18 protein-coding genes are annotated in these 20,743 nt (G+C 32.2%); 15 read left to right on the top strand and 3 right to left on the bottom strand.

What is annotated here, in order from left to right; genetic code table 11:
- Positions 1-34 precede the first annotated feature (34 nt).
- Positions 35-1,903 carry a threonine--tRNA ligase gene (locus MMJJ_RS03100; protein WP_104837638.1) on the bottom strand — a complete coding sequence of 623 codons (1,869 nt, stop codon included), beginning with the start codon at positions 1,901-1,903 and terminating at the stop codon, positions 35-37.
- A 172-nt stretch (positions 1,904-2,075) separates the two neighbouring features.
- On the opposite strand from MMJJ_RS03100, the gene MMJJ_RS03095 reads away from it, so the two are divergent.
- From MMJJ_RS03095 to MMJJ_RS03055, 9 genes are all read left to right on the top strand, one after another.
- Positions 2,076-3,719: a bifunctional N(6)-L-threonylcarbamoyladenine synthase/serine/threonine protein kinase gene (locus tag MMJJ_RS03095; RefSeq protein ID WP_104837637.1), complete on the top strand. Its 1,644-nt coding sequence runs from the start codon at positions 2,076-2,078 to the stop codon at positions 3,717-3,719.
- Between the two features lie 87 nt (positions 3,720-3,806).
- Positions 3,807-4,403 carry an ECF transporter S component gene (locus tag MMJJ_RS03090; RefSeq protein WP_104837636.1) on the top strand — a complete coding sequence of 199 codons (597 nt, stop codon included), beginning with the start codon at positions 3,807-3,809 and terminating at the stop codon, positions 4,401-4,403.
- Positions 4,404-4,610: 207 nt separating this feature from the next.
- Positions 4,611-5,327, top strand: coding sequence for a 1-(5-phosphoribosyl)-5-[(5-phosphoribosylamino)methylideneamino]imidazole-4-carboxamide isomerase (hisA, locus tag MMJJ_RS03085; protein ID WP_104837635.1), 717 nt, complete (start codon positions 4,611-4,613; stop codon positions 5,325-5,327).
- 29 nt (positions 5,328-5,356) lie between these two features.
- A complete protein-coding gene (locus tag MMJJ_RS03080; protein ID WP_104837634.1) occupies positions 5,357-6,265 on the top strand; it encodes a carbohydrate kinase family protein in 909 nt (302 codons plus the stop codon).
- 141 nt (positions 6,266-6,406) lie between these two features.
- Positions 6,407-7,918 (top strand): sodium-dependent transporter, encoded by a 1,512-nt coding sequence (locus MMJJ_RS03075; RefSeq protein ID WP_011170363.1) that lies wholly within the window; start codon positions 6,407-6,409, stop codon positions 7,916-7,918.
- Between the two features lie 12 nt (positions 7,919-7,930).
- Positions 7,931-8,032, top strand: coding sequence for a MetS family NSS transporter small subunit (locus MMJJ_RS03070; RefSeq protein WP_013998836.1), 102 nt, complete (start codon positions 7,931-7,933; stop codon positions 8,030-8,032).
- A 194-nt stretch (positions 8,033-8,226) separates the two neighbouring features.
- Positions 8,227-9,192, top strand: a complete 966-nt coding sequence (locus MMJJ_RS03065; protein ID WP_013998837.1) for a CBS domain-containing protein — start codon at positions 8,227-8,229, stop codon at positions 9,190-9,192.
- A gap of 17 nt (positions 9,193-9,209) precedes the next feature.
- A complete protein-coding gene (locus MMJJ_RS03060; protein WP_011170365.1) occupies positions 9,210-10,124 on the top strand; it encodes a methanogenesis marker 7 protein in 915 nt (304 codons plus the stop codon).
- Between the two features lie 31 nt (positions 10,125-10,155).
- Complete coding sequence (locus tag MMJJ_RS03055) at positions 10,156-10,608, top strand: hypothetical protein (protein ID WP_104837633.1); 453 nt, start codon at positions 10,156-10,158, stop codon at positions 10,606-10,608.
- A gap of 140 nt (positions 10,609-10,748) precedes the next feature.
- Here MMJJ_RS03055 and MMJJ_RS03050 read toward each other — a convergent pair whose 3' ends face one another.
- Both MMJJ_RS03050 and MMJJ_RS03045 read right to left on the bottom strand, forming a co-directional pair.
- Complete coding sequence (locus tag MMJJ_RS03050; RefSeq protein WP_104837632.1) at positions 10,749-12,029, bottom strand: hypothetical protein; 1,281 nt, start codon at positions 12,027-12,029, stop codon at positions 10,749-10,751.
- Positions 12,030-12,185: 156 nt separating this feature from the next.
- Positions 12,186-12,401 (bottom strand): hypothetical protein, encoded by a 216-nt coding sequence (locus MMJJ_RS03045; RefSeq protein ID WP_104837631.1) that lies wholly within the window; start codon positions 12,399-12,401, stop codon positions 12,186-12,188.
- 410 nt (positions 12,402-12,811) lie between these two features.
- On the opposite strand from MMJJ_RS03045, the gene MMJJ_RS03040 reads away from it, so the two are divergent.
- The 6 genes from MMJJ_RS03040 to MMJJ_RS03015 all read left to right on the top strand — a co-directional run bounded on the left by MMJJ_RS03040 (position 12,812) and on the right by MMJJ_RS03015 (position 20,668).
- Positions 12,812-13,453, top strand: a complete 642-nt coding sequence (locus MMJJ_RS03040; protein WP_104837630.1) for a lactate utilization protein — start codon at positions 12,812-12,814, stop codon at positions 13,451-13,453.
- A gap of 13 nt (positions 13,454-13,466) precedes the next feature.
- A complete protein-coding gene (locus MMJJ_RS03035; protein WP_104837629.1) occupies positions 13,467-14,036 on the top strand; it encodes a nitroreductase family protein in 570 nt (189 codons plus the stop codon).
- A gap of 251 nt (positions 14,037-14,287) precedes the next feature.
- The gene (locus tag MMJJ_RS03030) at positions 14,288-15,367 is read left to right on the top strand and encodes an Ig-like domain-containing protein (RefSeq protein WP_104837628.1); all 1,080 of its coding nucleotides are present in this window, start codon (positions 14,288-14,290) and stop codon (positions 15,365-15,367) included.
- Positions 15,339-16,793: an autotransporter outer membrane beta-barrel domain-containing protein gene (locus MMJJ_RS03025; RefSeq protein WP_211286626.1), complete on the top strand. Its 1,455-nt coding sequence runs from the start codon at positions 15,339-15,341 to the stop codon at positions 16,791-16,793. Before MMJJ_RS03030 ends, MMJJ_RS03025 begins: the two co-directional genes overlap by 29 nt.
- A 396-nt stretch (positions 16,794-17,189) precedes the next feature.
- Positions 17,190-17,432 (top strand): hypothetical protein, encoded by a 243-nt coding sequence (locus tag MMJJ_RS09350; RefSeq protein ID WP_169929100.1) that lies wholly within the window; start codon positions 17,190-17,192, stop codon positions 17,430-17,432.
- A 1,748-nt stretch (positions 17,433-19,180) separates the two neighbouring features.
- Positions 19,181-20,668 (top strand): Ig-like domain-containing protein, encoded by a 1,488-nt coding sequence (locus tag MMJJ_RS03015; RefSeq protein ID WP_244901558.1) that lies wholly within the window; start codon positions 19,181-19,183, stop codon positions 20,666-20,668.
- Positions 20,669-20,743: the final 75 nt, after the last annotated feature.

Below are 20,743 nucleotides of genomic sequence, written 5' to 3'. Positions count from 1 at the left end.
CAAAAAAGATTTTAAAAAAGTTTAAAAATTTAAATTATCTAAAGATGGGCTGCATTGAGCACTTCATAGGAAGTGGAAGCGGTCTTTTTGGTGCGCCAATTGTTTCAGAACTTATTTTTTCAATCAATTTTTCAACAGACAATGATTCTTTTTTAGGTTTTTTCAGTTCTGATTCTTCCCTAACTGTTACGGTTAGTTTACCGCTTTCCATTTCACTGTCACCAACTACAACAACGTAGTTTACCCAGTCAGTTCCAGCGTTTCTAATTTTTTTACCCATGCTTTCTTCTCTATCGTCGAAGTCAGCTCTAATTCCTGATGCTCTTAATTTATTCACAACTTCAAGAGCGTATTCTTCATGTTTATCCCCTACCGGAATAACTCTTGCTTGAATAGGGGTTAACCATGTTGGAAGTGCAGGTGGTTTATTTTCTAAGGTACTTAAGTAAGCATTTTCTAAAAGACCACATAAAACTCTTTCAACACTTCCTGTTGGGGAGCAGTGGAGGATAATTGGGTGAACTTTTTTGTCGCCGTCGTGAACAACGATTCCAAATCTTTCAGCACTTTCAACGTCGATTTGAACGGTTGGGTTTTCAATAGGTCTTCCAAAGCTGTCAACAACTGCCATATCTACTTTTCCAACCCAGTAGTGTTTTCTTCCGGATAAGATTTCTAAAATTGCATCTTTTCCGTATTTTTGTTTGTATTCTTTTGCCATTGCAAAGAACCATTCTTTATTTTCGTCAAAGAAGTCTTGTGTGAATCTAAATATTATTGCATAAGGGGTTTTAAAGTCATCTCCAGTTTTTAAACCCATCCAAAGCTGGTCTTCAAATGCTTCCATTGCCTGTTTCATATCCATACATACTGTATGCATATCTGGCATTGTAAATGCTCTTAATCTTTTTAAACCAACTAATTCTCCTCTTTGTTCGTACCTGAAGCTGTAGGTTGAGAGTTCGTATAATCTTAAAGGCAGGTGTTTTGGTAAAAGATACATGTCTTTTTTCATCATGAATTGGCCAAAGCAAGCTGCGAATCGAAGCATTAAATCTTTTCCGCCTTGTGTAAATCTGTACTGTCTTTCTCCAAATTTATCTGCGTGTTCTCTTATCGCGTTATTTTGAAGGTCGTACATTACAGGTGTTTCAACAGGCATTCCTCCACGTTCTACAACGAGGTTATAAACGTAGTCTGAGAGTAAATCCCTTATTAATTTTCCTTTTGGATACCATCGGAAATGTCCTGCATCTGAACTTGGTTCATAATCGCATATTTCCTTTTCTTTAATGTATTTTACGTGAGGCGGTTCTCCTCTTTCAGTTGCTTCTTCTTTAATTTCGAGTTCGTGTTTTAAAAGAGCTAAAAGTCTTTTGTCGTCCATTTTGGAGATAATTTCATCGTTAACTTCGGTAAGATTTTGACTTTCTCCATCTATGATGTAAAATTTTGAAACAACTTTTTCTTTTTTAACTTCTTCTTTTCTGTCAGTTGTTATTTTTCTTGAGAGTTCGCTTAACGGGTGTCCTTTACAGCTTATTTTAAATGATTTGTACCATCCAAATGGTGCTCTCAATACTTCGTAGTTATTTGAAAGTTCGCTTTCAATTTCTGCTAAAATTTCTTTTGCAGTAGCTGGAGACCCTAAATCACTTGATAAATGTGCATAAGGGTAAACTACAACGTTTTTCACTTTTAAATTATCTGCAGTTTTAATTATTTCTTCAACAGCGTTTTTAACGACAGCATTTGGATCAGATTCATCATCTTTTTCAACAGCGATAAAAACGGTTAAACATTCATCCATTTTCCCATTTAAAACATCAGTTTTTTCTGCAACCTTGGTTTTTTCCTTGGCTTCAAATTCCAAATAATCGGAATGTATTAAAAGTGTTTTCATTTTTTCCCTCTATTTAGTAAGGATCTAGTTGTACTGGTAATTTACATAAAATTTATATGTTTAATTGGGATACACAATATAAAAAATTAATTACTGTGTTTTACGGTGTTTATTTGTATTGATCTTTTTTTTAAAAACTAATTATTTTACGTTTTATTAACTGGTGGCTATCATGGATAATTCTAAAGACTTAATATGTATTGGATTTGAGGGAACTGCTGAAAAATCCGGTGTTGGAATAATTACTTCAAAGGGCGAAGTTCTGTTTAACAAAACAATAATTTATACTCCGCCTGTACAGGGAATTCACCCAAGAGAAGCCGCAGATCACCACGCGGAAACTTTTGTGAAACTTTTAAAAGAAGCATTAAACGAAGTTCCTCTCGAAAAAATTGACCTCGTTTCATTTTCACTAGGTCCGGGACTTGGTCCAAGTTTGAGGGTTACTGCAACAACTGCAAGAGCACTTTCTCTTTCAATAAATAAACCCATAATTGGGGTAAATCACTGTATCGGTCACGTGGAAATTGGAAAATTAACAACTGAGGCAGTGGACCCGCTTACATTATATGTAAGTGGCGGAAACACTCAAGTTTTAGCATACACTGGAAAAAAATACCGTGTAATTGGTGAAACTCTCGATATTGCGATAGGAAACTGTCTCGACCAGTTTGCAAGGCACTGTAATTTACCACATCCTGGTGGAGTTTACGTTGAGAAATATGCAAAAGATGGAAATAAGTTTATAAAGCTTCCGTACACCGTTAAAGGAATGGATCTTTCTCTTTCAGGGTTATTAACGTCTGCAATGAAAAAATACGATTCAAAAGAAAGAATTGAAGATGTATGCTACTCATTGCAGGAAACTTCATTTTCAATGCTCACAGAAATCACCGAAAGAGCGCTTGCACATACTAATAAAGCCGAAGTAATGCTTGTTGGGGGAGTTGCTGCAAATAATCGGTTAAAAGAAATGCTTAATATTATGTGTGAAGAGCAGAATGTTGATTTTTACGTTCCAGAAAAACAGTTTTGTGGCGATAACGGTGCAATGATTGCATGGCTTGGAATTTTGCAGTATTTAAATGGAAAAAGAATGGATTTGAACGATACAAAACCGATTTCAAACTATCGAAGTGACATGGTCGAAGTTAACTGGATACATGACGAAAATAAAACTTTAGAAAATGGAAATATTAAATCTCGAAAAATTCCAAAACATTTAATCGGAAAAGGCGCTGAAGCCGATATTTCAAAAGGAAGGTATTTAGAATTTGAATCTATTACAAAAGAGCGAGTTAAAAAAGGATACCGTATTTTAAAACTGGATGACTTGATAAGGACAAGAAGAACAGTAAAAGAAGCCCGATTCTTGGCAGCAGTTAAAGAATTTGGAATTTATGCACCAAGCATTTATGACATCGATAAAGAGAACAAAAAAATTACAATGAGCTACATTCACGGAAAAATTGCAAAAGACGAAATTGAAGATGGAAATATCGAATTTTGTAAAAGTTTGGGGGAAACTATTGGAAAAATGCATGGCAGTGGAATTGTGCACAATGATTTAACAACTTCAAACTTTATAATTTCAAAAAATCCCTATATAATAGATTTCGGGCTTGGAAAATACAGCGATTTAATTGAAGACAAGGCAATTGATTTGATAGTCTTAAAAAAATCGATAATGAGTATCCACTACGATAAATTTGATCCAGTCTGGAATAAGATAATTGAAGGATACAAAACGTATGAACTGGCTGAATCGGTTTTGGAATGCATAAAAGAGGTTGAAAAACGGGTAAGATACCTTTAATTTTTTATATTATGTCGGGGACTAAACTTAATTATATATAATTAAATGTCCAAAAATATTATCATGATACTTTGGAGGTAGAGTATTATGAAAAGACTAAATCATTCAAGATGCCGGATTAACGACTGTGCTTACGTGGTTGCAATAAGTCTGGGTCTGAATATTCTAGGATCCCAGGCTGTTACATACCTTCAACTGCCTGCATTTTTAGATAGTACTGGAACTATTTTGGCAGCTGTGTTATTGGGACCCTTATTCGGCAGTTTAGTCGGCCTTTTAACAAATTTAATCGAAGGATTTTTTATTTATTCTGGACTGTACTATTTTGCAATAGTCAATATTTTGATTGGGTTTGTTACAGGAATTATTTTTAAAAAATACCCGTTCAATGTGAAATATGTGGTTATAACAACAATAATTCTCGCGTTAATTGGAACGATTGTTGGAAATATAATTGCATACTATTTGTTTGGCGGAATTACTGGCTCACCAATCGATGATGTAACAATATATCTTGCAGGTAGTGGGATGAGCGTTTACAATGCAGTATTTGTTAGCGGATTTATCATAAATTTATTCGATAAAATAATTTCATTTGTTCTAGTATTCTTAATAATTGGATTTTTCCAAAAATACGTTGATAAATGCTATTTAAATATCAAATTTGATGATAAAACCAAATAATTCCCGTATTTACCTAAATTTTTAGCTTTTTTAACTTTTTTAACGTTATTTATTAAATCATAATTTTACATTTTTAGAATGTTTTGGTTTTGAATCTTTTTTTATTTTTTAGATATTCATATATAGCTTGAAATTTAATGTAAAATAGATTTTTAGCATACGTAAATTTTCTATTTTTTAAGACGTATTTACAGTAAGGTGAATATTGTGCTAGTTATTCCTGCAGTTGATATGAAAAATAAAAAATGTGTACAGCTTATCCAGGGAAATCCTGATAAGAAACACGTTGAATTAGATAATCCTCCTGAAATTGCAAAAAAATGGGTAAATGAAGGTGCAGAAATGCTTCACCTCGTGGACCTTGATGGAGCACTTGATGGAAAACGGGTAAACGATGAATTTATCGAAGAAATAATTAAAACATCAGGAGTTCCCGTTCAAATTGGTGGCGGAATTCGATCGATCGAAGATGCGGAATACCTCGTTGAAAAAGGGGCTAAAAAAGTAATTATTGGAACTATTGCTGTAGAAACTCCTGAAATAATAAAAGAACTTTCTAAACGTATCGGCAGTGAAAAAATAATGGTTTCACTTGATGCAAAAGACGGCAAAGTTGTAATAAAAGGCTGGAAAGAAAAAACAAAATACACTCCTGTTAAAATTGGAAAAATACTCGAAGAAATGGGCGCTGGAAGTATTTTATTTACAAACGTGGATAGTGAAGGTCTTTTAAATGGAATAAATATCGAACCAACAAAAGAACTTGTCGAAAACTTGAAAATACCTATTGTAGCATCAGGCGGCGTTACAACAATCGATGACCTTTTAAAATTAAAAGAAATCGGGGTATATGGGGTAGTAGTGGGTTCTGCAATTTATAAAAACCTGATAAATTTAAAAGAAGCAATTGAAGCAGTAAAATAAAGTAATTTAATATACGTTTTGGTGGTTTGATGGACAAAATTGGTAAAATAACGGCGGTAGGTCATATTGCACTTGATTATATATTCAATGTGGATAAATTTCCAGAATTAAACACTTCAATGCAGATTCCAACTGCTAAAAAATACTATGGCGGTGCTGCATGTAATGTTGCAGCAGAAATTGCAAATTTAGGCGTAAAATCAGAAATACTTTCATGTGTTGGAACTGACTTTAAAGCTTCAGGATATGGAGAATATTTAGAAAAATTGGGCGTTTCAACCAAAAGCGTGTTTGTTTCAGAGGAAGAAGAAACTCCAAAGGCATGGATCTTTACTGATCCTCAAAACAACCAGATAACGTACTTTTTATGGGGTGCTGCAAAACACTACCCTGAAATCGAAGTTCCAGAATTTGATTCAGAAATTGTACACCTTGCAACTGGAGACCCAAATTACAATTTAAAATGTGCACAAAAAGCAAGTTCGAAAGGAATTCTCGTATCATTTGATCCAGGACAGGATTTAACATTATATTCTAAAGAAAACATGGAAAACATCATCGAAAACGTTGATTTTTTATTCATGAACAACCACGAATTCCAGAGAACCCTTGATTTATTGAATATTTCTGAAAAAGAGCTGATTAGTCGAGTTAAAGTTTTAATTGTAACTTATGGAAAACAGGGAAGCATCATATATTCAGAAGATGATGCAATTAAAGTTCCTGCGGTATTAACTCAAGCAAAAGATCCAACTGGTGCGGGAGACAGCTACAGAGCTGGATTTTTAACTGCGTATTTAAAAGGGCACGATTTAAAGAATTGTGGACTTGCAGGTTCATGTGTAGCTTCTTTTGTTGTAGAGCAGGTGGGATGTCAAACCAACCTTCCATCATGGGACATGGTTATTGAACGACTTAACGAAAACAACCTTCTATAATTTTTTCTTTTTTTAGTTTTTATTACCTATTTTTCCAAAAGCTATTTTTTAATGGCGATTTGTTCAAATCTAAATGACAATTTATATATAATTTAAATTTTAAAAATTAACGTTTGTATTACAAAAAATGGTGGTGATCGTATGGCAAGAGAACAGTGGGCCTCTAAGATGGGTTTCATTTTAGCGGCAGTCGGTTCTGCAGTTGGTCTTGGAAATATATGGCGTTTTCCATATATGGCATATGAAAATGGTGGTGGAGCGTTTTTAATTCCTTATTTTGTTGCTTTATTGTTTGTTGGTATAATGGTAATGGTTTTAGAGCTTGCTTTGGGGCATTCAACAAAAGGTTCAGCACCTCTGGCATTGAGAAGGCTTGGAAAGAACTTTGAATGGATAGGCTGGCTTGCAATAGCTACTGCATTTATAATTACGACGTACTATACTGCAATTATTGCATGGGCATTAGTATACCTTGTTAAATTATTTATGGTCGGATTCCCAACTGATTTTGGCGGATTTTTCTTTAGTGATATTTTAGCACTTTCTTCAGGTCACGGGGACCTTGGAGGATTTAACTTGCCAATATTGGTAGGATTGGCTTTGATATGGGGTGTAAATTACATTGTTGTAAATTCAGGAGTTAGAAAAGGTCTTGAAAAAGCAAATGAAATTTTAATGCCCGTATTATTTTTCCTAATTCTCGCACTCGTTGTAAGGAGCATTACCTTACCTGGCGGTCTTATGGGTATTGAATACTATTTAACGCCTAATTTTGCGGTGTTATTAACACCTAAAGTTTGGATTGATGCATTTTCCCAGATATTCTTTACATTGAGTCTTGGATTTGGTATCATGGTAGCATATTCAAGCTACTTACCTAAAAAATCAGACTTAACTGCAAGTGCATTTACAATTTCATTAATGAACTGTGGATTTTCATTCTTGGCAGGATTTGCGGTATTTGGAACACTCGGATACATGGCAATGACACAAGGAGTACCTATTTCAGAAGTTGTAACACAAAGTATCGGTTTAGCATTCGTTGCATTCCCACAAGCACTTTCATTAATGCCTGGAGGAATTATACTTGCTGCAATATTCTTTATCGCACTATTTGTTGCAGGAATTTCCTCATCAGTTTCACTTGTTGAATCAACTGCATCAGCGGTAATTGATAAGTTTAATCTTCCAAGACACAAAGCAGCTTCAGCAGTTATTGCAACTAGCTTCTTTGCAAGTTTAATTTATGCAACAAACGCAGGTCTTTACTGGTTGGATTCAGTAGACCACTACATCAACTGGTTTACAATTCCGCTTGTTGCAGTACTTGAAATAATCGTTTCAATATGGATATTTAAAGGAAGCAAACTCGAAAAATACATCGACAACCTTTCAGAATACAATTTAGGATCTTTCTGGAAATTCTTTGCAGGAATATTCTCTCCATTGTTCTTGATATACATGATATTGAATGGAGCTTGGACAGAATTAACTTTAGGCTACGAAGGCTATGCACCAATATTTTTATTGTTGAGCCTTGGAATTCCAGTATTTGGTCTTGTGGTTTCATTAATTATGCCAATGATTCCATGGATTGATAAAGGAAGAGAAATCGAAGAATGGGACGAGTTTGTAAAAAAGGATGAAGAATAAGGAGGTAATAAGATGAGTACCGGTGCCATAATAATGTTCTTATTTGGAGCAATCGTTTTATGGGGAGGTTCAGCATATTTCCTCCATAAAACGCTAAAAAATAATAAGGAATAATACAGGAACCAAAATTTATTACTTTTTTTTACTTTTTATTTTTAAAATAAATTAAAAAAATTAGGGTTTATAATCCTTTAAAAAAAGATAATTAACAATGCAAATTTTCAATAGTGCTTGTTTTTTATATGTTTTATAATATATGAGTTAGTAATTTTGATTAATCATTATCCTGTTATTGGCACGGTGGTTTAATGTTATTTAGGAAGCTTTCAACGATAGAAAGGGTATATAATATTGGAATGGAACACGATTCGATTAATTATGTATTTAATTACATAACTAACTTTATCAAAGAATCAGAACGAGACCTTGTAAAACTTTACGATTTAAAAGTGCTTGATAAAATTGTGATAAATGACATAATGACTAAAGATTTAGTCGTTCTTGATGAAGAAGAATCAATCGATGAACTTGGGAAACTTATAAAACAATACCGGCACATGGGCTACCCCGTATTTAATTCAAACAAAGAACTTGTTGGAATTGTTACATTCGATGATTTAAGGACAAAAAAATCATCAATGTCTAGGTTAAAAAAATTAAAAATAAAAGACATAATGACAAAAAAAGATGAAATTGTTTCAATTTCGCCCTATTCTTCAGCTTCGGAAGCTCAAAAAATAATGGTCGAGTACGATATTGGAAGAGTATTGGTTGTCGATGATGGAAAACTTAAAGGAATCGTTACCAAAGGAGATATTGTAAGAACCTCTGAAATTTACAACCCTGAGCCTAAAATAAACAAATGCAGCCACATTACAAATATCTACTTTTACGGGGACAATCCTAAAAAAGTTGAAGAACTTGCAGAAGAGATAATTGTGTTAATGGGTGCAAGAGGCTACATTATCAGTGAAAAAGAAGACTTCATCGAAATTTCAGACAGGGAATGGGAGCCAATTGCAAAGATAATGAAAAGGAATGGTAAAATTGACCACATTTCAATAGACACGAAACTTATAAACATTCTTGAATTAAATATTATAAAAGAAGTATTGAAATTAATTGAAAAACCTAAATTCGAAGAAGTAATAATAACTGATCACATTACCCTCGTAGATGAAAAATCAGCAATTCAAAGGATAATTACCGATGTAACCATGTTTGAAAAGAGCATGAAGACTTTTGGAACTATTACGGTCAGGATTGACTTCTAACCTTTAAGGTGGAAAAGATGTACCAGATTATTAGATATGAAGGGGGAGTCTACAAAAATAATATTTTGAAGGAATGGATTGAAGACGTTGGTGGATTTATAATTCAAGAGCACGTAATGCAGCTCGATGTCTACATGACAATTGCAATTCCCCAAAATGAAATTGAAAACTTTAAGGAAGAAGCAAAAAAATACAAAGGAAAAATAGTAGAAACCCCTCTTGCAGGAATTGAGATTGCAATTGTATCCCCAAGCCTTTCAAGACACCACCTGCCCCACATTGCATGCGATGTTTCAGAATATGTAAGAAAATTCGGTGCAAAACCAAATATGATTGGACTTGCACACGGCGCTGGAAAAAACATCAGTGAGATTCGAGAAAAGGAAAAAAGACTGATTCAAGAACACGACATCGCAATTTATGTTATGGGAAACTTTGAATCCTGCATTTTAGATAAAACCCACCTTTTTAAAGTCGATATTCCGCTTGTTGTAACGGGTGGCCCTGAAACTCTCGATATACCATACACTTATGTTGGAAACCTTGGAAGGCGAGCGCAGAGACTTAGAAAAGGGGAAGAAATAAGGGCATTACGACAGATGATTGATGAAGTTACCAAAAAAATAAACGATAAAAGAATGGAACTTTCATACGACCCTCCAATTATTCCACCCGTAGTTTTAAAAGATGAAATCGAAAAAAGAATAGATGAAGTTCGTGGAATTCTTGCACCGATGCCAATCGTGACGCAGTTGGATGGTTTGAGAATTAAAATGGATTATGATAGAAACCACGAAGAAATCGAAAATGTTAAAATCGGTAAGTATCTTTTAAAAGATATTGCATATGTTACAAGGTCTGAGATGAAAAATTACATTCTGATCAAGTTAAAATCAACATCAGAACTTAAAACGGATGAAAATAAAGCTTAATTTAAAATCATCAAGAAAATAGGGAAAAAATATGGAAATTGACAGAACTATTGAAAACGAAACTGAAATCGAAAACGAAGAGTCAGAACAGATAATCGAGGTTCCACTACCTCCCGGACTTCCACAATCAGTTATTGGAAGGCTTACATGCGTCTGCGATATTGGATACGAAATAAAAAAAGACGAAATGATGGACAAAGAATATCCAATAATTAAAGGTACACAAGAGCAGATTGACTACGTAAAAGACTACATCTTTTTATTTACTGAACTAAAACTTGCTTTAAGGGAAATTTCAAGGCTTGCAAGACGGTTCAAAACGGACGTTAAAATATTCACCGAAGACGATGAATTGCAGTACGTACTTGGATTTGCAGTTCAGGACGTATCTGGAAGAGAAAGGTTTGAAGTATTAATGGAAAAGCCTGAAGGAGAAGGCGAAAAAATAGTAATTCTCGAAAGGGAATTTTACGTATATCTCTAAACTGTTTTAAAATTTTTTTATTCTCAAACATTTAAAACAAACTTTTTCAAGCGGTCTTTTCTTTTTTAAATTTTAATAACCATTTCATCTTAATTTTAAATTAATCTTTTTAAATTTAGTTGAAAAAAAGAAAGAAAGGTTTATTTTGCGGTTTCAGTAGTTTCTTTGGTTTCTTCTTTTATTTCATAAATTCTAAATTCATAAGCCATAAAATCATTATTATCAGTAAATAATAATTTGGGGTAATGGGAATATCTACCCGGTTCAATGCGGTAAGCCCTCATTTCATATGTTTTGGGATAAGGGTTTCCATCAATATCTTGATAATTAAGATGTAATTTCAATGGAAAAGTTGTTAAATCTGAAAATCCGCCTTTTTTTGAACATAACCCCATAATTTTAAGTAAATTCCAAGGTAACGGAATTTTTAAAACTTCTTTTGAAGATTCATAAGGGGTTACTAAATTGTAGGTGTCTATTCGGATTTTATTATTACTTGCAAGTGAAATATCGGGGGTTCCTCCGAAATAATAAGAATGATCAAATTCATTTTCGATTTTATAAATTAAAGGATCATTTTCATACTTTTTGTAAAAATTTTCAAATAGTTTTGAATGTTCAATTTCCCAAGTATACTCAATATTCTTTGCAAATCCTTTTCCAATATTATAAACTTCAACATATACTTCATCTTCAATATTAATTTCAACTTTTTCTAATTCAAATGGGTCAGCAACATTGTTATTTTTTTTAACTTTTGATAAAAATTCCGAAATCATTTTTTCATAGTATTCAGGTTCTTTGTAAGATGTAGACCAAACCCCTAAGTGATCTTTAACAAAACTGTTATTAAATGCAGGATATTTTTCTATAACTTTCTCAAAATTATGAAAATAAATGTTTAATCTATCTTTAGCAAGTAATTCGGGTTTATACTGTGCCTTTCTTTGTTTTTCCAATTCAATCAATTGATTTTTACCTTGTTTTAGGCCTAAAACCGCAATAATTGCTACTAAAAAAGTTCCAATCCCTGAAGCTCCATCAATAAAATAATCAATAAATTGGGTTGTTATAGTATTTGGTGCAAAAACTTTCATAACTGAAATTAATACGATAATCGATATTATGAGCAATACAACGTCGCCTTCACTAACATCTTGGTTAAACAAGTGTTTTGGCATTATTGCAATTAATGTAAAGTATATTAAAAATATGGAAAAGTAAAATCCTAAAACTGCCAATAGCCCCCAATAAATATAAAAAACAATATCTTTAGGAATAATCTCAAAATAATTTAAGATTACAGTAAGTATGAACGGCAATAATAAAAATTTAAGCGTAAACCTAAAAGAAAGTATTTTTTCTAAAATTGAAAATATTTTTTCATCATTTTTCTTTAAATAATCTTTAAATTTTCCCAAAAATTCCCCTCGATAAAAATTCAATTAAAATAATTACCCCCAACTTAAATATTAAAACTTCCTTTTTTTAAATTTTAATAACCATTTTCATCTTAAATTTGATCGAAAAGTGAAAAAAGAATATTTAGTCTTTTATGATTATTTAAAAAAACTATTTTAAGAACTTTTAGAACCTTTGAGGCCATCAATCTTTTCTAAATCAGTTACAAATTTTATATATTCCTCATATGTTAAAGTATAGGTAATTACTTCGGAGTCTGAATAAACTCTTAATGTAAAATTATCATTTTCAGGATGTAATTTAATTGCCTGAATTTTTTCTAAATTAAGATACTGTTTAACTCTTGTAGATTCAAAACAAAATAATTTCATTTTTATCACCATTCACCCTAAATTTAAATTAACAGTTATTTAATTTTAACATTATTTCTTAATGCCTTTAAAAGAAATAAAATATAATTCACTTTTTCCAATCGTTTTAAAAGACTAAGGCGTAAAAAAAGCTAAAGATGTATTTAAAATTTTAAAATAACTCGGTTTTTCTTTTTTAAATTTTAAATAGTAAATCGACCCATAACATTTAACAAACCAGATACGGTGTTAAAAATGGGACTCGAAGGAATATTTGTTATCGCTTTAACGATAATTGTTTTACTCGGACTTTTGAAATTTATCACGAACAAATAATGTCTTTTAAATTCTAATTTTTATAAACATAGATTATTTACATGACTTTTTTTAAAAGATTTAATCAAGAAACGCTTGAAGGGCAGGTGGAAAAAATGCAAGAAGTTCACAAGTGGCACAACGACCTTACCGGCAAAAAACTCGTAGAAAATTTAAAGAAAAACCTTTTTGATGCGTATTATTTTGAAGATGAAAGCGAAGTTTCTAAATATATTATGAATTACGTTGGAACGGGAACTAAAATTGGTTTTGGAGGTTCAGTTACAGTACAATCATTAAATATTGCAGAGCAAGCAAGGGAAAAAGGTGCGGTAATTTTGGACCACAATGATGCGAGCCTTACGCAGGAAGAAAAAATGGATATCATGAGACAGCAATTAACGTCTGATATATTTATTTCAAGTACAAATGCAATTACTGCTTCAGGGGAACTTGTAAATATCGATGGGGTTGGAAATCGGGTTTCTGCGATTGTGTTTGGTCCGAAAAAAGTAATAATTGTTGTTGGATTAAATAAATTATGTAAAGATGTTGAAACTGCATTTGAAAGAATCAGAATGGAAGCAGCTCCAAAAAACATGAAAAGATTGGGATTTTTAAACCCGTGCATAAAAACAGGCTATTGTGTAAACTGCGATGCAGAAACAAGAGCTTGCAGGATTTATTCAGTAATTAAAAGAAGACCAATGCTTACAGATATGACTGTGCTTGTTGTAGGAAAGAGTCTTGGATTTTAAATTTGGTGAAAGCATGAATCAAGTTATGGAAACAATAAAAAACAGGAGAAGTGTCAGAAAGTTCAAAAAAGAGCAACTAAAGGACAGTGAAATTGAAGCAATACTCGAAGCTGCAATTTATGCGCCAACTGCACTAAATGAACAGCCCTGGCACTTTACAGTAATTCAGAACAAGGAATTGCTCGACGAAATAAATATCGTATCTAAAAAAACGCTTGCAGAAAATCCGGATTCAATGAAAAATCTGCCTGAAAGTCTGATAAATGCAATGAGTAATCCGAAATATAATATACTTTACGAAGCTCCAACTTTAATTGTAGTTTCTGGAAATAAAAACGCACATGCAGCGATTGTTGACTGTTCTGCGGCAATTCAGAACATGCTCTTGGCAGCAGAAAGCATGAATATCGGTTCAGTCTGGCTTGGACTTGTAAGGCCTTATTTTACAACTGAAAATGTTAAGAAATTAAATATTCCAGAAAACTTTGAACCATTCTACGGGGTTGCATTCGGTTACAAATTGATAGAAAAAGCAAAACCGGCGCCTGAACGAAAAAAAGACGTTGTAAACTACATAAAATAATATTTTCTTTTTTAATGCTGATTTTATCAAAATAAAACTTTTTTAAAAATTTTCTTTTTTTAAATTAATTTTCCATGGCCCATTATAATATTATGATGCATCATAATCGTAATTTATAAAAATAAATTATCCTATATTTTAAATGTACATACATAACAGTAAACCCTTCAGGTGATATTACTAAATCTAATATTCTTAGTAGTATTTTTATTTCTAACAAAGTTATTAACTAAAAAAATCGGGGAAAAATTATGAAAATGAACAAGGTTTTCATGGTTCTAGTTCTGGCGATACTTTGCTGTTCTCTTTCGACAAGTTATGCGGCAGCAAATATTATTTCGCCAGGCGAAGGAGAACTAGTTACTACGGATCCTATTACGTTTACATTCAATTCAACAATTGATGTAGCAGGATCGTGGAATTATACATTTTTTGTAGATGTAACCGGTGAAATACCCGGGCTTACTTGCGATACAGAATCTTCAACTGAGCCACAAACCGTGTCTGTGGGTCTTGGTGATGGAGTTCACAACATTACTTTATTTGTAAATGACTCAGAGGGGTTAACTAATCAAACTGTAACTTTTACAGTTGACACAATTGCACCATTTGTGGATGCATTTGTTCCAGATTTTACAAATGATACCACTCCAACAATTGAACTTAATTTAATTGACAACGTATCCTCAAATATAAACTACACCATTTACGTTGACGGATCTGCAGATGTCAATGGTTCTGTAATTAATAACACTCCAACTAATGTAACATTGAATGAATTGGTTGAAGGAGATCATTCAGTAACTATTGAAGCAACAGACGCTCACGGATGGGCTACAAATTTATCCGGATTTATGATGACTGTTGATACAACAGCACCGGCAGTTACAATTTCAACACCAATTGATGGTGCAAACATAACTGCTTCAAATCCTCAGTTAAACTTCACAATTGCAGACAATCTCTGTGACACAATTAACTACTTTATAGATGTAGATGGAACGCCGGTAAACGACAGCACTGCAGACAATGCAACCGCGATACTTTACACGTTAAATCTTACGGACGGCACACACACAATTACTGTAGTTGCAATCGATGATGCATTTAACAATGCAAATGATTCAATTACTGTTGTAGTTGACACAATTGCACCAACAGTTACAATTAATAATCCCGAATTGGATTATAACTACAGTACAAACATATTAAACGTTACAGTAACCGATGATAACTTAGATACAGTTATTGCTGAAATCGACAATGGAAGCGTTTTAGAAAATATTACCTTAACAGAAACAGATGGATACTTTGGAAATTCAACTTGCTGAAATCGACAATGGAAGCGTTTTAGAAAATATTACCTTAACAGAAACAGATGGATACTTTGGAAATTCAACTTATGTATTTGCACAAGGCGAATACGAGGTTAAAATTTATGCAAACGACTCGTTTGGACATGTAAATTCATCTGAAACAGTATATTTCATGGTTGATTGGACTGCTCCAGAAGTTTCAATCGAAACCCCTGTAAATGATTCAATTATTAATATTGCAAATCCTCAGTTAAACTTCACAATAATCGATAATGTCTGTGAATCAGTAATATGTAACATTACTGTAAATGGAATTACTGTAAATTCAAGTGAAGTAAACACTTCTGAAACGTTACTCTTTGGGTTAACACTTGCAGAGGGGGAAAACAACATCACAGTTACTGCAATTGATGATGTAGAAAATATTGGAGAAAGTACTACCACAGTAATAGTTGATACAACTGCTCCACAAATTGTATTTAACAACGTTTTACCAGTATATGGCTATAATTCAAGCATATTAAACGTTACAGTAATAGATAATACAAGTGTAATCGTTACTGCGGTTATATTGCCTATTATGCCCCCTATTGATACAATTAATTTAACAAACGATTCAGGATACTTCGAAAACAACACTTACGAGTTTTCAGAAGGGCCGAATATGGTAACAATAACTGCAACAGATGCAGCAGGAAACGTAAATACAAACAACACAATGATATTTGTTGACATTACAAACCCCGAATTTGAGATAGGAACTGCAAATGTATCAGCTTCAAAAGATCTAACAATATCAGTTTATGCAAACGACACTTGGACTGGAGTTATTGCAAACATTTCAGTGATCGATGCAGTAACTGGCGAATTAATTGATTCAAAAATCAACAGTTCATTTGGAAGCTACAATGTTACATTAACGGTTCTTAATGATGGAATCTACAATGTAACAGCAAATGCAACAGATATGGCAGGAAACGAAAACGTAACTGAACCAATCACGGTAACAGTTGACACAACAAACCCTACCGTTGTAATTAACAACGGATTTGGACCATACAACTACAATTCAAGCATATTAAACGTTACAGTAAGTGACTTTACACCTGTAACCGTTATTGCAAACATTGATGATGAAATAAACGTTACTTTAGAAAACGTTTCAGGATTCTTTGGAAATTCAAGTTTTGAGTTTGTTGAAGGATTCCACAACGTAACAATCGTTACAACTGACTTAGCAGGAAACGTAAATTCAAGTGAAAACGTAACCTTTAGAGTAGATTTAACAGATCCAGTAATCACAGTTAACACAGTTGAAGGAGAATACTTCAACAATGGATCAGACGTGCTTAACTTCACAGTAGATGAAGACTACATCGATTCAGTAACTGCATTCAACGGATCAACTGAAATAACACAGTTACACAACAAAACTACCTGAAGAACAGAAACAACAACATCAAAACAACAATAACAAAAACAACAAACAACAAAACAACAACAACAACAACAAATAAAACAAAACAAAAACAACAACAACAATAATAAACAACAACAGTAAAACAACAACAGTAAACAACAACAACAACATTCAACAAAAAAAATCACAACAACAACAAATTCAATAACACAACAATAATAACAACAAAACAACGGATATCAAATAACAATCAGTTCAACAACACACAAACAAAAATAAAACAAAAAAAACAACAAAATGGATCAAACAACAACAACAACAATAACGTAATAACAACAATAATAACATTAAAAGGACTTAACACATTAAAAATAACAATCAACACACAAACAACAACAAAAAACAATAACAACAACAGTGAAAACACACAACTTTAACAATAAAAACAATAAATCCAACAAAATAACAACAACAAATAAATTAACACAATTAACAAAACAATTCAATAACAACAAAACAACAATAACAAACAACAACAATAACAATAATAACAACAATAAAAAAAACAACAACAACAACAAAAAACAACAACAACAACAAACAACAAAAAACAACAACAACAATAACAAAACAACAACAACAACAATAACAATAAAATAAACAACAAATAACAAAACAATAACAACAATAACAACAAAACAAAAACAACAACAACAATAACAAACAACAACAACAACAAACACAACAAAGTAAATAACAACAATAAAATAACAACAAACAACAACAACAATAACGGTTAACAACAAAAAAACAAAAACAATAACAACAAACAATAATAAAACGTTAACAACAACGGATATCAACAACAATAAAAATGAACAAAAACGGTTTAAAAACAACAATAAATGGATCAACTGGATAATAACAATAATAATAAAATATTCAACGAAGGACTTAAAAGTTAAAATATACGCGAATGACAACAAGGAAACGTAAATTCAAGTGAAAAACAACCTTTAATAAAAAATCCAATAATCACAATAACAAGTTGAAGGAGAATAACAACAATAACAACAACAACAAATAACAATCAACAGTAACAAAATACATCGATTCAGTAACTGCATTCAACGGATCAATGAAATATCAACAAGAACAACAACAACAGGAAACTAATGAATTCAGCAGAAACAAACAACAAAAAACAACAATAACAATAATAACTCAAACAACAACAATAATAATAATAAAATAAAGTAAACAAAAAAAGCTTTTAACAACAACAACAATAAAAATAACAAACAATAACAACAACAAGAAACAAAACAACAACAACAAATAACAACAACAAACAACAAACAATAAAATCAACAACACAAAACAAACGGTTAAAACAATAACAATAACAAATAATAACAACAAATGAAAACGGTTTAACAACAACAACAATAAAACAACATAACAAATGGAACAAAACAACAACAAATGAAACAACAACAATAACAATAACAACAACAATAACAACAAAAATAAAACAAAAAAAAAACAATATCAACAATAAAACAACAACAATAAATGAAGAATAACAACAACAACAACAAAAAACAACAACAAACAATAATAAAACAACAACAACAACAACAACAACAAACAACGTAACAATAAAAACAACAATAACAAATAAAAACAACAATAACAACAAACAACACACAATAACAAAACAACAATAAACACAAATAATGGAACAACAACAACAACAATAACAACAACAACAATGGAATAACAACAACAACAACAATAAACAACAATAATGAAATAGAAACAAACAATAACATCAACAATAATCGTAGAAAACAAAAATAACAACAACAATAACAACAACAACAAAACAACAAGAATAACAACACACAACAAAAGTAACAACAAATAAAACAATGGAACAAGTAGATAAACAACAACAACAAGTAACAACAACAAAACAACAAACAACAAACAAAAACAACAACAAAAACAACAAAACAACAACAAAACAACAACGCAAACAACAACAACAAATAAAGTAACAAAAACTGTAACTTTTAACAACAACAGTAACAATAACGGTTAACACCGTAGAAAAATCATACAACTACAATTCAAGCATATTAAACGTTACAGCAACGGATATCAACTTACAATCAGTTGTAGCTGAAATAAACGGTTTAGAAAACATTACCTTAAATGGATCAACTGGATACTTCCTAACTAGTGAAATATTCAACGAAGGACTTAACACAGTTAAAATATACGCGACTGACTTAGCAGGAAACGTAAATTCAAGTGAAAACGTAACCTTTAGAGTAGATTTAACAGATCCAGTAATCACAGTTAACACAGTTGAAGGAGAATACTTCAACAATGGATCAGACGTGCTTAACTTCACAGTAGATGAAGACTACATCGATTCAGTAACTGCATTCAACGGATCAACTGAAATATCATTAGATAACAGTACAGGAAACTACCTGAATTCAGCAGAACTTGCTGACGGTGTTTACAACGTAACAATGTACTCAAACGACACTGCTTCAAATAAAGTAAACAAAACTGTAAGCTTTACTGTTGACACAGTAAATCCAGAAGTTACGGTTAACACCGTAGAAAAATCATACAACTACAATTCAAGCATATTAAACGTTACAGCAACGGATATCAACTTACAATCAGTTGTAGCTGAAATAAACGGTTTAGAAAACATTACCTTAAATGGATCAACTGGATACTTCCTAACTAGTGAAATATTCAACGAAGGACTTAACACAGTTAAAATATACGCGACTGACTTAGCAGGAAACGTAAATTCAAGTGAAAACGTAACCTTTAGAGTAGATTTAACAGATCCAGTAATCACAGTTAACACAGTTGAAGGAGAATACTTCAACAATGGATCAGACGTGCTTAACTTCACAGTAGATGAAGACTACATCGATTCAGTAACTGCATTCAACGGATCAACTGAAATATCATTAGATAACAGTACAGGAAACTACCTGAATTCAGCAGAACTTGCTGACGGTGTTTACAACGTAACAATGTACTCAAACGACACTGCTTCAAATAAAGTAAACAAAACTGTAAGCTTTACTGTTGACACAGTAAATCCAGAAGTTACGGTTAACAAACCAGTAAATGGAACAACGTATACTTCAAGCTCTGCAGCGATAAACGTTACAGCAAATGATTCATTATCAAACGTTTCATCAGTTATTGCTAAAATTGGAAGCGTTAGAAACGTAACACTTTCATTTGATGGAGAATACTACACTGGAAATACAGGAACTCTTTCAAATGGAAACTACGAAATAACAATCATTGCAACAGATTTAGCAGGAAACGTAAATTCAAGTGAAAATGTAAGCATAAGCATTGCAGTTCCTAGGTCGTCATCAGGTGGCGGTGGAGGAAGTTCGTATTCATCAGATCTTTCAGATGGATTTACTTCATTTGTAATTAAAAACGCAGTTTCAAATTCCAATATTGTATACGGAAGCGAAATTGACGGAGAATACGCAGGAGAATTAAGGGAAAACCTATACAATTCAGAAAATTACGAACTTTCAAGGGATACGATAATTGTTGGTGGACCAGAATCAAACGGGTTTGCTAACAGATACGATTCCGAATTTGGAGTGGCAATTACAAACGACAATCCTGGAGAAAACAGGGGAGTTATCCAAATTCAAAATATACAAGTTCACGTTGGAAACTTTATCAAAACTTATCAGGTAATCTATATTGCAGGAAGTGACAGATACGGAACACAAGCTGCATTAGAATACTTTAAAACATTAGATGAACTTCCAAGTGAACCAATAACTGTAAAATGGACCGCAAATGGGCCAGTTTTAGTTGAATAACTACTTAAAAATAACATTTCTTTTTTCTTTTGATTTTTTGAAAATTTAATTTAGAAAAATATTTTAAAAAATTTA

It is taken from the genome of Methanococcus maripaludis (assembly GCF_002945325.1).
Lineage (GTDB): Archaea > AGJL01 > Methanococci > Methanococcales > Methanococcaceae > Methanococcus > Methanococcus maripaludis.
Note: the sequence above shows the minus strand (reverse complement) of the source record. Positions and strands in the feature narration are given on the sequence as shown.